The organism is Streptomyces sp. NPDC056373 (assembly GCF_042262425.1).
GTDB lineage: Bacteria > Actinomycetota > Actinomycetes > Streptomycetales > Streptomycetaceae > Streptomyces.
The window spans coordinates 194,061-208,664 of the sequence record NZ_JBHJPX010000004.1 but is presented as its reverse complement, the minus strand read 5'-3'; the positions used below and the strand labels follow the sequence as shown (position 1 = coordinate 208,664).

The 14,604-nt window shown below is 72.4% G+C and carries 12 protein-coding genes; 4 read left to right on the top strand and 8 right to left on the bottom strand.

Annotated features, from left to right (window positions below):
* Window positions 1–11: 11 nt before the first annotated feature.
* Both ACFCXS_RS10105 and ACFCXS_RS10100 read right to left on the bottom strand, forming a co-directional pair.
* The gene (locus ACFCXS_RS10105; RefSeq protein ID WP_376642722.1) at window positions 12–1,157 is read right to left on the bottom strand and encodes a serine hydrolase domain-containing protein; all 1,146 of its coding nucleotides are present in this window, start codon (window positions 1,155–1,157) and stop codon (window positions 12–14) included.
* Window positions 1,154–3,721, bottom strand: a complete 2,568-nt coding sequence (locus ACFCXS_RS10100) for a M14 family zinc carboxypeptidase (protein WP_376642721.1) — start codon at window positions 3,719–3,721, stop codon at window positions 1,154–1,156. The genes ACFCXS_RS10105 and ACFCXS_RS10100 overlap by 4 nt, the downstream gene beginning before the upstream one ends.
* Before the next feature lie 198 nt (window positions 3,722–3,919).
* On the opposite strand from ACFCXS_RS10100, the gene ACFCXS_RS10095 reads away from it, so the two are divergent.
* Complete coding sequence (locus ACFCXS_RS10095) at window positions 3,920–4,756, top strand: EI24 domain-containing protein (RefSeq protein WP_376642719.1); 837 nt, start codon at window positions 3,920–3,922, stop codon at window positions 4,754–4,756.
* Here ACFCXS_RS10095 and ACFCXS_RS10090 read toward each other — a convergent pair.
* Window positions 4,707–5,960: a pyroglutamyl peptidase gene (locus tag ACFCXS_RS10090; protein WP_376642717.1), complete on the bottom strand. Its 1,254-nt coding sequence runs from the start codon at window positions 5,958–5,960 to the stop codon at window positions 4,707–4,709. The two genes, ACFCXS_RS10095 and ACFCXS_RS10090, sit on opposite strands and share 50 nt — an antisense overlap.
* Before the next feature lie 127 nt (window positions 5,961–6,087).
* Between ACFCXS_RS10090 and ACFCXS_RS10085 the strand changes: the two genes are divergently transcribed.
* Both ACFCXS_RS10085 and ACFCXS_RS10080 read left to right on the top strand, forming a co-directional pair.
* Window positions 6,088–6,474, top strand: coding sequence for a RidA family protein (locus tag ACFCXS_RS10085; protein ID WP_376642715.1), 387 nt, complete (start codon window positions 6,088–6,090; stop codon window positions 6,472–6,474).
* A 103-nt stretch (window positions 6,475–6,577) separates the two neighbouring features.
* A complete protein-coding gene (locus ACFCXS_RS10080; RefSeq protein ID WP_376643025.1) occupies window positions 6,578–9,028 on the top strand; it encodes a glycoside hydrolase family 3 protein in 2,451 nt (816 codons plus the stop codon).
* 80 nt (window positions 9,029–9,108) lie between these two features.
* Here the strand turns inward: ACFCXS_RS10080 and ACFCXS_RS10075 are convergent, their stop codons facing one another.
* Together ACFCXS_RS10075 and ACFCXS_RS10070 are read right to left on the bottom strand one after the other, a co-directional pair.
* A complete protein-coding gene (locus ACFCXS_RS10075) occupies window positions 9,109–10,080 on the bottom strand; it encodes an aldose epimerase family protein (protein WP_376642713.1) in 972 nt (323 codons plus the stop codon).
* Window positions 10,081–10,107: 27 nt separating this feature from the next.
* Window positions 10,108–10,995, bottom strand: coding sequence for an SGNH/GDSL hydrolase family protein (locus tag ACFCXS_RS10070; RefSeq protein ID WP_376642710.1), 888 nt, complete (start codon window positions 10,993–10,995; stop codon window positions 10,108–10,110).
* Between the two features lie 259 nt (window positions 10,996–11,254).
* On the opposite strand from ACFCXS_RS10070, the gene ACFCXS_RS10065 reads away from it, so the two are divergent.
* The gene (locus tag ACFCXS_RS10065) at window positions 11,255–11,749 is read left to right on the top strand and encodes a DUF3145 domain-containing protein (RefSeq protein WP_376642708.1); all 495 of its coding nucleotides are present in this window, start codon (window positions 11,255–11,257) and stop codon (window positions 11,747–11,749) included.
* 140 nt (window positions 11,750–11,889) lie between these two features.
* Here ACFCXS_RS10065 and fabF read toward each other — a convergent pair whose 3' ends face one another.
* The 3 genes from fabF to ACFCXS_RS10050 form a co-directional block, all read right to left on the bottom strand.
* Window positions 11,890–13,161 carry a beta-ketoacyl-ACP synthase II gene (gene fabF, locus ACFCXS_RS10060; protein ID WP_376642706.1) on the bottom strand — a complete coding sequence of 424 codons (1,272 nt, stop codon included), beginning with the start codon at window positions 13,159–13,161 and terminating at the stop codon, window positions 11,890–11,892.
* 87 nt (window positions 13,162–13,248) lie between these two features.
* A complete protein-coding gene (locus ACFCXS_RS10055; protein ID WP_003989952.1) occupies window positions 13,249–13,497 on the bottom strand; it encodes an acyl carrier protein in 249 nt (82 codons plus the stop codon).
* Between the two features lie 81 nt (window positions 13,498–13,578).
* Window positions 13,579–14,580, bottom strand: coding sequence for a ketoacyl-ACP synthase III (locus tag ACFCXS_RS10050; protein WP_344457744.1), 1,002 nt, complete (start codon window positions 14,578–14,580; stop codon window positions 13,579–13,581).
* Window positions 14,581–14,604: the final 24 nt, after the last annotated feature.

Sequence of the window (14,604 nt, the reverse complement as noted above, 5' to 3'; positions counted from 1 at the left end):
GCCCGTGCCGCTCAGAGGGCGAGCGCCGCCCCGTGGACCGCCCGCGCCAGCCGGCCGTTCTCCGGGGCCGCCCCGCCCGGGAAGGCGAACCGGCGGCGCGTGTAGCCGTAGGCGAGGCCGCTCCACGGGTCCGCGAAGGCCTGTGAGCCGCCCGCGCCGCTGTGCCCGATCGTCCCGGCACCGAGGAACGGGTGCCACGTGTCAGCCGTCATCTGGAAGCCGAGCCCGAACGACTTGTGGGTCCGGGCCACCAGGTCGTAGCCGGTCGAGTGGAACTGACCGAACTCCGCCACCGTGTCCGGCTTCAGCAGCGCCGGCTGTTCGCCCACCCCGCTGATCGCCGCCGCGTACAGCCCCGCCAGGCCCCGCGCGGACGCCACCCCGCCCACCGACGCCGGGCCCTTAGCCCGGATCAGCGGCATGTCGGGAAGCGAGACGAGCTCGGTCGGCTCCGCCGCGTTGCCGTTGAAGGCGATCGAGGCCAGCGCGTGCGGACCCGTCGGCGTGGCGTCCAGCACGGCCTGCTGCTCGGGGGTCGGGTCCATCGGCTGGACGGTGCGGAAGCGCGGCTCCTCGGGCGCGGGCAGGCCCAGGTGGAAGTCCAGCCCGTAGGGGGACCTGATCCGCTCCTGGTAGACCTCCTGGAGCGTGCGGCCCGTCGCGCGGCGTACGACCTCGCCGGCCAGGGCGCCGGCCACCAGCGCGTGATAACCGAACGCCGTGCCGGGGCGCCAGAACGGCCGCTGGTCGGCGAGGCGTTCCGCGAGCTGGCGGTCGTCGGCCAGCTCCGCGAGCGTGAAGCCGGTGTCGGTGCCGACCACGCCCGCCCGGTGCGCCAGCAGGTCCCGCAGCGTCAGGGCGCCCTTGCCCTCGGCCGCGAACTCCGGCCAGTAGTACGTCACCTTGCGGTCCAGTTCGAGCGTGCCGTCCTGGACGAGCAGGGCCACGACCAGGTAGGCGGCGCCCTTGGTGGACGAGAACACACCGTAGAGGGCGTCGGCGTCGGTCCCCGCCCACAGGTCGACCACCTTCCGGCCGCGGACGTAGGCGCACAGCTGTCCCTCGTAGTCGGCCCGCTCCCCGGCGACGAAGGCGGTGAACTCCTCGCGCACCGCCTCGAAGCCGTCCGCCACGCTGCCGTGGATCTCCTGCGTCATCCGCTCTCCTTGACTGAAGCGCTGTGTGCCACTGTGAACAATGCCCTTGCCACCTGCGGGAATTCCCCCTTGGGGTGGTCCCGGAAGAGTGGTTCGGTGCCGAACAGGACCGTCTGACCTCCGCTGACGACCGACGCCTGCCCGGCGGCAGCGGCGGGACCGCCGGAGCCGCCGGGCAGCGGTCGCCAGTGCCCGGAGACGAGCGGGTTCCCGGTCGCGTACGACTGCTCCACGCGCACACCGGGGCCCGGGTCGGTGAACCAGAGCGGGGCGTAGACGAAACCGCGGGCCGGGGCGTCCCGCGTGATGCCGCCGGAATTGCGCACCCGCACCACGCCGTTCGCGTCCGCGTTGCCCTCCACCGGCTTGACCGCCAGCCGCCCCGCCGCCGCGTTCAGGGCCGCTCCGGCTGCGCCCCGGCCGACCAGGCCGTGCCCGCCGAGGAAGGCGTCCAGGGCCTGCCGGGCGGGTTCGGTGAGGTCCGCGCGGTCCAGGCCGGCGGACACGAACAGTACGTCCGCGCCCGACCAGTCGAAGCCCGCGTTCAGGACGGAAGTCGAGACCGGCGTGACGTCGAAGCCCATCTCCCGCAGGGCGAACAGCTCGCCCGGCGTGACGGCGGCGGCGACGCGGAGGCGGTGGAGCGGTGCCGTGCCGGACTGCCGTGCGACCGTGAAGGAGACGTCGTGGGTGCGGGCGGCCGTGCGCGCCTCGCGGCGGGCCGACGCGGGGACGACGGCGCTGCCGTCCGCCGCCCGCCGCACCGCAACGCCCTGCCGGAGCAGCGAGTTGAGGGCGGCGATCTCGCGCGGATCGGTCAGGCGCAGCCGCAGGTCGCCGTGCGCGGGCACGTGCGCGACCGGCGCGGCCTCGCCGACCGGGCGCAGGGGCGCGCCCCGCAGGCTGCCCGAGGGCACCCGCTCGACCGTGGCGCCCCACAGACTGCCCAGGCTCCAGCCGGAGATGTCGTACATCACCGAGACCTTGCCGCTGATGTCCCGGCCGTCGGCCAGCAGCGCGTTCGCCATGCCGCGCTTGGGCTGGTGCAGGTCGACGACGTACGAACCCCGGGGGTACGTCCGGCCCGCGAGCCGGAAGGGGCGGGTGGCGCGGGTGACGCGGACGTCGTTGGCGATGAGGTGGTCGACCAGACGTGCGGCGGCGGGGCCCGAGCGCTGCGTGCGGGTGCCGCCCGGCGGGATGACATAGGCGCGCGGGAACGTGGTCGTGTAGACGTCCTCCGGGCCGATGCCGGGAACGCCAGGGACCGTCTGCGGGGACACCGGTACCTGCGCGGCGCCCGCCGCGCCGCGCCGGAACACCTCGATCTGGTCGTGGATCAGGGTGCCGCGGTGCTCGCGCACGTGGTTCAGGGTCGCGCGGACGGCCGCGCCCGCCACGGCCGTGTTGATCGCCGAGCGGCGGCGCAGCTCGGGGACGGGCAGTTCGTCGTACTCCTCGTTGTTGACCGCCAGCGGGATCTCCACCGTGTGGGCGGCCACCGTGCCGTGGAAGGCCGCGTACTGCGGGGTGAAGATCGGCGGCCAGTCGTCCCAGCCCTCCTTCTGGTCGCGGAAGGGGATCTGGGCCGCCTCCACGCCGTCCTTCGCCGGCGTGTAGCCGAGGGCGTCGACGGCGGACTCCATGCCGAGGGCGTTGGCGTACGAGTTCTTCAGGAACAGGTCGTACTCGTAGTTCTCGCCGTGCGGGGGAGTGGTGGGCTCGATGAGGGTGCCGTTGACGTAGCCGTGCAGGTCCAGCAGGACGGCCGGCTGCGTGCCGAGCTCGATCCGCCGCATCGCCCGCGTCTCGGGCTGCGAGGCGGTGACGAAGTCGCGGTTGAGGTCGAAGCCGTTCGCGTTGGCGCGGGTACCGGCGATACGGCCGTCCGGGTTCGCCGTGATGTTGAAGTACAGACGGCTGTGCGCGAGGAGATCCCTGGTCCTGGTGTCCCGCGCGATGGCGAGCTGCTCGATGACCTTCAGGGAGGCGTCCGTGCCCTCCCACTCGTTGCCGTGGATGTTGCTGTTGACGAAGACCGGCGTCTTGTAATCGCGTCTGATCTCACGGGACTCCGCCGCTGCGGCGGGCGCGTTCTCGATCAGCTCGCGCATGCGTTCCTGGGCGCGTGCCTGCCGGGTGGTCTCCGGGGCGGTGACGGTGACGAGGTAGAGGCGGTGGCCGCCGGCCGAGCGGCCCGTCACCTCCACGCTCACCCGGTCGCCGAGGCGCTGCAGGGCGTTCAGCTTCGGCGCGATCGCGTGGTACGGCGTGAGTCCCAGCCTCAGGGACTTGTCGCCGGGGTTCTCCGGGTCGGGGGAGAGGGCCAGACGACGGGGGTAGGAGCGGGCGGGGGCGGCGGTGGGCGCGTCCGCGGTCAACGCGCGTCGCGCCGCGCTCGCGGGAGCCTGTGCCGCCCGGTCGTCCACGGCGGAGCCCTCGCGGGTGACGGGTAACGGGTCGGCGCCCGCGGGGCCGGGGGCGAGCAGGAGCGAACCCGCCGCGGCGAGGGCCAGGGCGGTGATCAGTGCAGGTCTCGCAGGAACGCTTCTCTTGATGCGCACGCGTACCTCCTCCTGGAGCTTCCTGAGATCGGTACGGCGAGGTGTACCGGTTCGACTCAACGGCAACAAGAGCGCGTTGGTGTCACCCGCGACCCGGATGGCTCTCACCGGCGCATCCGGCCTGACCAGGGCGACCCGCGACAGCGGTGTGACCGGAGCGCGTCAAGAGCGCGACACGGGCCCGGATAGGGTTTCCCCATGCGCGATCTAGGAGCGGGTTTCCGGTACCTCCTGAAGGGCCAGCGATGGGTGGCCCGGCACGGCAGGCAGTACGGCTTCGGGCTGCTCCCCGGTCTGATCACCCTCGTTCTCTACGCGGCGGCGCTCGTCGCGCTGGCCCTGTGGGGCGAGGACCTCGTGGGCTGGGCGACGCCCTTCGCGGACGACTGGTCCGGCCCGTGGCTCGGGCTCTTCCGCGGCTTCCTGACCGCCGTGCTGTTCGCCCTCGGACTGCTCCTCTCCGTCGTGACCTTCACCGCGGTGACCCTGCTGATCGGGCAGCCCTTCTACGAGAACCTCTCCGAGAAGGTCGACCGGGACGTGTCCCCGGACGGGCACGCCCCCGAGTCGGGCCTGCCGTTCTGGCGTGAGCTGTGGATCTCCGCCCGGGACAGCCTGCGGATCGTGGTGCGGGCCGCCCTGTGGGGGGTGCTGCTGTTCGCGTGCGGCTTCATCCCCGTGGTCGGGCAGACGGCCGTCCCGGTGATCGGGTTCTTCGTCACCGGGTTCTTCCTCACCGAGGAACTGACCGCCGTCGCCCTCCAGCGCCGCAGCGTCGAACTGCGCACCCGCCTCACCCTGCTGCGCTCCCGCAAGGCCCTGGTCTGGGGCTTCGGCACGCCGCTCGCCGTGGCGTTCCTGGTGCCGTTCGTCGCGGTGTTCCTGATGCCGGGCGCCGTGGCCGGCGCCACCCTCATGGCACGCGACCTGCTCGGCGAGGACATCCGCGAGGGCGACGAAGGCGGCGAGGAGGGCGACGGGACCGCTACGACGCTTCCGCAGCCACCTTCAGGATGGTCCTCACCTGGGCGATGATGTCCAGCCGGTTGCGCACGAACTCCGGGTCGGTGATCTCCGTGGTGTTCCCGGTGCCGAACTGCAGCACCGGCGTGTGCACATGCCCGCCCGGCAGCGTGTCGTGCAGCCCGAGCCGGTCGCGCAGCAGGGTCGCCCGGTAGGCGATCTCGTTGGAGAGGTAGTCGCCTCCGCCGCCCGCGCGAGCGGTGGAGCCGGGCGTCGGCCCGTCGGGGCGTACGACGGGCTCGGAGCCGCCGGCCGGGATCTCGGTGACGCTCGTGTTGTCGTACACCGGGAAACGGCCGGTCTGCGCGGCGGTGATCGCCGCGTGGGGCAGCGTGGTCGTCGTCCACTGCGGCTGCGAGGCCGGGTCGGAGACCGGCACGGTCTCGGTGCGGCCGACGTTCTCGTTGTCCCCGAAGCCACCCCGCCAGGCCCCGTTGGTCCGCTCGACGTCGAACCGGCCGACCCGGCCCTGGCTCACCGTCGTGAACAGGTCGACCTTCTGCAGGTGCGGCCGCAGGGTCCGCTCCACCGTTCCCTCGGTGAAGTCCTGCCAGCGCACCGGGAACACGGCCGTCTCGACCCGGGCCGGGCCGTCCGCCGTCTCGATCACCGTGCCGTCGAGGGCCAGCGCGGTGGCGCCGGACGGGTTGGAGATACGGATGTCCCGGTCCAGGGTGAACGGGTCGAAGCCGGTGAGCAGGATCCGCTTCAGGCCCTTGCCCTGCGGATACCGGACGGCGTCCTGGCCGCGCGAGGTGCGCTCCAGTTCGTCCAGCAGCGCGGCCCGCTGCCCGTCCGTCAGGCCGAACGCGGGCTGCCACGTGCGCACTTCACGCGTCATGCCGAGCCGCGCCCAGTACAGCGGCCGGTCGTCGTCCCGGCTGAGGTCCCCGCCGGAAGGGCCACGCCCCTGGGCCCGGTCGACCGCGTGCCGCCAGAGCGACGAGCCCTCGCGCGTGACCGCCCGTCGGGCCTCCCCGTAGGAGCGGGCCGATGCGAGGGCCCGGGCCAACCGCGGGGCCGGGGCGTCGAATCCGGAGCGGCGCAGGATCTCCTGGGGTGCCGCCCGGTCGAGCCGCTGCTCCTCGACGGTGGGAGAGAGGGCCGCCGGGGCGGCGCCTTCGGCCGTCGGGGCGGCACTCGCGGCCGTCGGGGTGGCGAAGCCGCTCAGCAGGGCGAGACCGAGCACGCCGAGGCGAACGCGTAGGGATATCAAGGGTGTTCAGGCCTTCCGTCGCGGTGGGGGGGCGGTGCCGGACGGCCGCAGTATCGCGTGACGCGCGGGGTCCACGCCATGGTGGGTTCACGCCATGGGCGGTGCTCAGGCGCCTGGCGTCGGCGGCATGCGGATCACGCTGGACAACCCGGCCTCCGCGCCCCGGCCCCTGAGCCCTTACTGCTCCCAGGTCGCCCGCATCGAACACCCCGACGGCAGCGCCCTGTTGTTCGTGTCCGGGCAGATCGCCGAGGGCGCCACGCTCGCCGAGCAGACCCGGGGCGTCTTCGAGACCCTCACCGCGCTGCTGGAGGCCCACGGCGCGACCCTGGCCGACGTGGTCAACATCCGCACGTACCTGACCGACATCTCCGAGCTGGACCAATACGGTGCCGTACGGCGGGAGTTCCTCACCGGGACCCCGCCGACCAGCATGACCTTCGAGGCGGCCCGGCTCTTCCGGCCCGAGGCCCTGATCGAGGTGGAGGTCGTGGCCGCCGTACCGGCCCGCTAGCCGCTGCCCTCGCCCAGCCGTCAGGAAGTCACGGGACGCCTCACGCGTGCTTCGCATTCCGCCGAGGCAGGATGACGACATCGACATCGACGAGGAGGCCGGCGTGGCGGGGACAGCGGAGGTACGGCGCGAGGCAGCGGTCGAGGCCGCACTCGGCAAGCTCGACCTGGACGCCAGGACACGGCTCCTGGCCGGCCAGGACCTGTGGAGCCTGCCCGCCATCCCGGAGGCCGGACTGGGCTCGCTGGTCATGTCCGACGGGCCGATCGGGGTCCGGGGAGTGCACTGGAGCGCCGACGACCCGTCCGTCGCCCTGCCCTCCCCGACCGCCCTGGCCGCCACCTGGGACCCCGGCCTCGCCCACCGGGCCGGGGTGCTGCTGGCCCAGGAGGCCCGCCGCAAGGGCGTCCACCTCCTGCTCGCCCCCACGGTCAACCTGCACCGCTCCCCGCTCGGCGGCCGCCACTTCGAGGCCTACAGCGAGGACCCGTACCTCACCGGCCGGATCGGCGCCGCGTACGTCCGCGGCGTCCAGTCCGGCGGCGTCGGCACCACCGTCAAGCACTTCGTCGCCAACGACGCCGAGACCGACCGCCTCACCGTGAACAACCTCCTGAGCGAACGCGCCCTGCGCGAGCTGTACCTGGCCCCCTTCGAGGCGATCGTCGAGAACGCCCACCCCTGGGGCATCATGACCGCCTACAACTCCGTCAACGGCCCGACCATGACCGAGCACCACCACCTGGTCAACGAGGTCCTGCGCGGCGAGTGGGGCTTCGACGGCGTCAACGTCTCCGACTGGACCGCCGCCCGCTCCACCACCGGCGCCCTCACCGGCGGCCTCGACCTCGCCATGCCCGGCCCCCGCACCGTCTACGGCGAGGCCCTCGCCCGGGCCGTCCGGGACGGCGAGGCCGACGAGGCACTGGTCGACGAGGCCGTCCGCCGCGTGCTGCGCCTGGCCGCCCGGGTCGGCATCCTGGAGGGCGCCGAACCGGCCGTCACCGACCTGCCCGGCACCGTCGACGGCGAGGCGCTCGCCCGCGAGATCGCCCGCCGCTCCTTCGTCCTCGTCCGCAACGCAAGGGGCGTGCTGCCGCTGAAGCCCGGCCGCATCGCGCTGATCGGCGCCGCCGCCCGCGACGCCCGCGTCCTCGGCGGCGGCTCCGCCACCGTCTTCCCCGCCCGGGTCGTCTCCCCGCTCGACGGACTCACCGCCGCCCTCCCCGACGGCACCCTCACCCACGCCCTCGGCGCCGACCCCAACACCGAACTCCCCGTCGCCGACCGGGGCTTCGAGCTGCGCGCCGTCTGCCGGGACGCGGCCGGCCACGTCATCGGCACGCGCTCGGCCCCCAGCGGCCACCTCCAGTGGATGGGCGCGGACCTCCCCGAGGGCGTCACCCACGAGAACCTGCACAGCGTCGAACTGACCGGCACCCTCACCCCGCACGAGAGCGGCACCCACACCTTCGGCATCAAGGGCCTCGGCCCCTTCAAGCTCACCGTCGCGGGCACGACGTACTTCGACGACGTCCAGCGCCCCACCGGGGACGGCGACCCCTTCGCGGCCTTCTTCGGCGTGCCGGTACCCCGCGCCCGGCCGGAACTCACCGCGGGCGAACCGGTCGAGGTCTCCCTCACCTACACGCTCCCGCCGCTCGGCGACCACCCCATGCGGGTCGTCGGCTTCACCCTCGCCCACCAGGATCCGCAGCGCGATCCCGACGAGCTGATCGCCGAGGCCGCCGCGGCAGCCCGGGCCGCCGACACGGCCGTCGTCGTGGTCGCCACCACCGAGCGCGTCGAGTCCGAGGGCTTCGACCGCACCGACCTGCGCCTGCCCGGCCGCCAGGACGACCTGGTCCGCGCCGTCGCCGCCGCCAACCCGAACACCGTCGTGGTCGTCAACTCCGGCTCCCCGGTGGAGCTGCCGTGGCGCGACGACGTCGCCGCCGTGCTCCTGTCCTGGTTCCCCGGCCAGGAGGGCGGCGCGGCCCTCGCGGACGTCCTCACCGGCGCCCACGAGCCCGGCGGCCGCCTCCCCACCACCTGGGGCTCCCTCACCGACGCCCCGGTCACCCGGGTCGTCCCGGAGAACGGCGAGCTGGCCTACGACGAAGGCGTCTTCATCGGCTACCGCGCCTGGGAGAAGCACGGCCGCCGCCCCGCCTACCCCTTCGGCCACGGCCTCGGCTACACCGACTGGACCTACGAGCACGTCGAGGTGGCGAAGACGGCGGAGACCGACGGGACGACCACCGCGAAGATCCGCCTCCGCAACACCGGCGACCGCCCGGGCCGAGAGGTCGTCCAGCTCTACCTCGCCCCGGGCACCCCCGACCCCACCCGCCCGGCACGCTGGCTGGCCGGTTTCGCGAGCGTCGAGGCCGCACCCGGCGACAGCGTCGAGGCCACGGTGGAACTGCCGCGCCGCGCCTTCGAGATCTGGGACGAGGCGACCGGCTCGTGGTCTTTTGTGAAGGGTTCGTACGAGATCCAGGTCGGACGCTCGATCACGGACCGCAGGATCACCGCGACGATTAACGTCTGATCCGGGACATGTTCCCCACCAGGCAGCCCCGGTCCGGGACCTGACCTCCGGACCGGGGCTCGTGGTCTGTCACGGGCCGCTCAGCGGGTGGTGAACGCGTACACCGTCTCCGAGCGGAACACCTCGCCCGGCCGCAGCACGGTCGTCGGGAAGTCAGGCCGGTTCGGCGAGTCGGGGAAGTGCTGGGTCTCCAGCGCGATGCCGTCGCAGGGCGCGAAGGGCTCGCCCAGGTGGTCGGCCGTGTACAGCTGGAGACCGGGCTCGGTGGTCGCCACCGTCAGCACCCGCCCGGACGCCGGATCGTGCAGCTCGGCGACCTCCACCGGGCCGTCCGTCACGCCCTTGTCGAGCACGAAGTTGTGGTCGTAGCCGGAGCCGGTCTTGCGCGTCTCGCGGAAGTCGAACCGTGTACCGGTCACTTCCTCGGGGCCACCGTCGGGGATGAGATCCGCGTCGACCGGCGTGTACCGGGAGGCGGCCAGCCGCAGCTCGTGACCGCCCGCGTCACCGGAACCGGCCAGGTTGAAGTAGCTGTGGTTCGTCAGGTTCACCACCGTCGGCGCGTCCGTCACCGCCTCGTAGGCGATCCGCAGCGCGCCGGACCCGTCGAGCGTGTACGTCGCCGAGACCTCCAGCAGGCCCGGGAACCCCTCCTCGCCGTGCGCGCTGATCCGGGTCAGCCGAACCCCGTGCGCGACGGGCTCCGCGTCCCACACCCGCTTGTCGAAGCCCCGCACGCCACCGTGCAGCGAATTCGGACCGTTGTTCTGTTCCAGTGCGTACGTGCGGCCGTCCAGGGTGAAGCGGCCGCCGGCGATCCGGTTGGCGTACCTGCCGACCAGGGCGCCGAGGTACGGCTCCGGATGGGTGAGGTACCCGTCGAGATCCGGGAACCCCAGCACCACGTCCCCGGCCCGGCCCTCCCGGTCCGGCACCTCCACGGACTGCACGATCCCGCCGTACGACAGGACCCGCACCCGTACGCCCGCCCGCTCCAGGGTCCAGCGGTGCACCGGGGTCCCGTCGGAAAGTGTTCCGAAGAGTTCGTTCATGTGCGGAACTCTAAGTCAGAGTGCGGGTCAGGGCTTCTTCGCGGTCACGGTGCGGTACGCGATCTCCGCCAACCGGGCCTGTCCGTTCACACTGGGGTGGAAGTAGTCCCAGCGGCTCAACTGGGCCGTCCCGAAGCGGTAGTCGTACACCGCGCCCCCGTCGTAGCGGCACCGCTCGTCCTCCGCGCAGACCTCCTTCAGGACCTTGTTGTAGTCCTCCACGCGCTTGTGCACGGTGTCCCGCCGCAGGGTCGCCGCCGGGTCCAGGGCGTCCGCGTCGCCCAGCATCGAAGGGCAGATGCCCAGCTTCCACACCTGCTTGCCCATCGGGCTGGTACGGCCCTCGGACCACAGCCGCTTCAGGTTCGGCACGCTCGCCACGAACACCTGCGCCTTGGGCAGGGCTTTGCGCAGGGAGCGCAGGGAGTCCTCGAAGTCGGCACGGAAGGCGGAGACCGGAGTCATCGCCGAGGGCGTGGACCGGCAGGCGTCGTTGGCGCCCACCATCACCGTCACCAGCTGCGGTTCGCGCCGCACCGCCCGCGCCATCTGCCCCGGCAGATCGGCCATCCGCGCCCCCGTCACGGCGTAGTTCCAGCTCCGCCGGGCGGCCCCCGACCTGCCCAGCAGCCGCACCGCGAGCGAGTCGACCTCGGGGCTGGCGCCGGTCGCCCAGGACGCGTCCGGACAGTCCGACAGCACGTCACACGCGTCGAACCCGCGCGTGATGGAGTCCCCGACGGCGGCGACGGAACCCGGGCTGCGGTCCCACAGGGGCGTGGGCTTCGGCGACGGCTTCGCCGATCCGGACGGGGCGGCGGAATCACCCCCCACGGCATCACACCCGGTGAGACCCAGCACGGCCGCCGCGACCACGGCCAGAACGCCCCGTGCGCGACGGCTTCGCTTCCGCATCCCTCGACCATCCCCTCGCCACGCCGTGCATGTCTCCCCAACCCATAACAACGCACGAGGGTTCCCGGCCGATCAGGTGCAACGGCTCACACCCGTACAAGCGTCCCCATGGGTGAATGGCAGGCGTTTCCCGGCACCTGGAGCGACCGTACGTCACACTCCTTGCGCCCCCGCACGGTAGCCTCGCCATCAACGTGACCCGCCCGGTCACAGCCGTTCCACCCGTTTGCACCATGTCCCGCTCTGCCCGGAGGTTCCGGTGACGACACGTGGAGTTCTGTACGTGCACTCCGCGCCGCGCGCGCTGTGCCCGCACGTCGAGTGGGCCGTCGCCGGGGTGCTCGGCACACGCGTCAGCCTGGACTGGATCCGCCAGCCGGCCGCCCCCGGCACCTGGCGCTCGGAGTTCTCCTGGCAGGGCCAGGTCGGCGCGGCGTCCAAACTCGCTTCCGCGCTCCGCGGCTGGCACCTCCTCCGCTTCGAGGTCACCGCCGAACCCTGCGCAACCGCCGAGGGCGAGCGCTACAGCTGCACCCCCGACCTGGGCATCTACCACGCCGTCACCGGCATCCACGGCGACATCCTCATCCCCGAGGACCGCCTGCGCGCGGCGCTGCACCGCAGCCGGCGCGGCGAGACCGACCTGGAAGCCGAGATCGGCAAACTCCTGGGCAAGCCCTGGGACGACGAACTGGAGCCGTTCAGATACGCCGGCGAAGGCGCCCCGGTCCGCTGGTTGCACCAGGTGGTGTAAACGCCGCGAGGGGACGCGCCCCTAGGGGCGCGGGGAACTGCGCGAACAACCCCCACGGACCCGCACCCGGCACACAACGTCACACAAACGGCGATGGCCCGAACCCCCCCCAGGGAGTTCGGGCCATACAACGCTCGGGATCAAACCGTCCGGAACGCCAGCACCACGTTGTGCCCACCGAACCCGAACGAGTCGTTCAACGCGGCGATACGCCCCTCGACGGGCAGCTTCCGAGCCTCACCCCGCACGACGTCGGCGTTCGCCTCGGCCTCGGGGTCGAGGTTCTCCACGTTGATCGTCGGCGGCGCCACCCGGTGGTACAGCGCGAGCACGGTCGCGACCGTCTCCACACCACCCGCACCACCCAGCAGATGCCCGGTCATCGACTTCGTCGCGGACACCGCGAAGTGGTCGGCGTCGTCGCCGAACACCTTCCGCAGCGCCTTCAGCTCGGCGATGTCCCCGGCCGGCGTGGACGTCGCGTGCGCGTTGACGTGCACGATCTCCGCCGGGTCCAGGTCGTTGCGGTCCATCAGGTTCTGCAGGGCGTGCGAGATGCCCCGGCCCTCCGGCTCCGGCTGCACGATGTCGTGCGCGTCGGCGGAGATGCCCTGCCCGACCGCCTCGGCGTACACCCGGGCCCCGCGCTTCGCGGCGTGCTCGGCGGACTCCAGGACCACGACACCGGCGCCCTCACCGAGGACGAAGCCGTCGCGGGCGGTGTCGTAGGGACGCGACGCGCCCTGCGGGTCGTCGTTGTTCTTGGACATCGCCATCATGTTGCCGAACGCGGCGATGGGCAGCGGGTGGATCGCCGCCTCCGTGCCACCCGCGACGACGACGTCGGCGCGGCCGGTGCGGATCATCTCGATGGCGTAGCCGATGGCCTCGGCGCCCGAGGCACAGGCGGAGACCGGCGTGTGCACGCCCGCCCGGGCACCCACGGCCAGACCCACGTTGGCCGACGGGCTGTTGGGCATCAGCATGGGCACGGTGTGCGGGGAGACGCGGCGGACGCCCTTCTCCTTCAGCACGTCGTACTGGTCGAGCAGCGTCGTCACGCCGCCGATACCGGAGGCGATGACCGCGCCCAGCCGGTCGGGGTCGATGGCCGGGTCCTCGCCGGCCTTCGCCTCGAAACCGGCGTCGGCCCAGGCCTCCTTGGCCGCGACCAGCGCGAACTGCGCCGAGCGGTCCAGTCGGCGGGCCTGCGGCCGCGGAATGACCTCGGTCGGCTCCACGGCGACCGGGGCCGCGATCTTGACGGCCTGGTCGGCCGCCCAGTCCTGCTCCAGGGGCTTGACGCCGGACTTGCCGGCGATCAGGCCCTCCCAGGTAGAGGCTGCGTCGCCACCCAGCGGTGTGGTTGCGCCGATACCGGTGACGACCACGGTGCGATTGGTCGGGCTCACGGGAATTCTTTCTCCAACGGATCCGAGGATTAAGCGGCGCCACCGCCGGGTGGCGGGGCAGTCAGCCCGTAGGGCCAGATCGGCTGATCAGCCCTGGTGCTTGAGGATGTAGTCGGTCGCGTCGCCGACGGTCTTGAGGTTCTTGACGTCCTCGTCGGGGATCTTGACGTCGAAGCGCTCTTCGGCGGCGACGACGACCTCGACCATGGACAGCGAGTCGACGTCCAGGTCGTCGGTGAAGGACTTGTCCAGCTGGACGTCCTCAACCGGGATGCCGGCGATCTCGTTCACGATCTCGGCGAGACCGGCGACGATCTCTTCCTGAGTGGCGGCCATGTTGGCGCTCCTTCGTAGATATCCAGAGGGTGTGGCAGGTGTTTCCTCCCGTGCCGGACCGCATGATCCGGCACGGAGTGCCTAGGGGAGGGTAACGACAGTCGCGGCGTAGACGAGACCCGCCCCGAAGCCGATGACGAGCGCGGTGTCGCCGCTCTTCGCCTCGCCGGTCGCCAGAAGCCGCTCCATCGCGAGCGGAATCGAGGCGGCCGAGGTGTTGCCGGTGGTGCGTACGTCACGTGCGACCGTGACGGACTCCGGCAGCTTGAGAGTCTTCACCATCGAGTCGATGATCCGCTCGTTGGCCTGGTGCGGAATGAAGACGTCCAGGTCCTCCGCGGAGATGCCGGCGGCGTCCAGCGCCTCCTTGGCGACCTTCGCCATCTCGAACACGGCCCAGCGGAACACCGCCTGGCCCTCCTGCGTGATGGCGGGGAACTTGGCGACCTCGCCGGAACGGTAGTCCGTCCACGGCACGGTCTGCTTGATGGTCTCGGACTTGTCGCCCTCGGAGCCCCACACGGTGGGGCCGATGGCGGGCTCCTGGGCCGGGCCGACCACGACCGCGCCGGCGCCGTCGCCGAACAGGAAGGCCGTCGCCCGGTCCTCCAGGTCGGTCAGGTCGCTCAGCCGCTCCACGCCGATGACCAGGACGTACTCGGCCGAGCCCTCGACGATCATGCCCTTGGCGAGGGTGAGGCCGTAGCCGAAGCCCGCGCAGCCCGCCGAGATGTCGAAGGCGGCGGCCTTGGCGGTGCCCAGCTTGTCGGCGATCTCGGTGGCGACGGCCGGGGTCTGCTTGAAGTGCGAGACGGTCGAGACGATCACTCCGCCGATCTGCTCGGCGGAGATCCCGGCGTCGGCGATCGCCTTGCCGGACGCCTCGATCGACATCGCGGCGACCGTCTCCTCGTCGTTCGCCCAGTGCCGGGTCTCGATGCCGGAGCGCGAGCGGATCCACTCGTCGGACGAGTCGATCGTCTCGAGGATCACCTCGTTCGGCACGACCCGGGTCGGGCGGTAGCCGCCGACGCCGAGGATGCGCGCGTACGGGGCGCCCTTGCTGGGCTTGATCTTCGCCATGCGGTCGGCTCCTTGGGGGCGGCG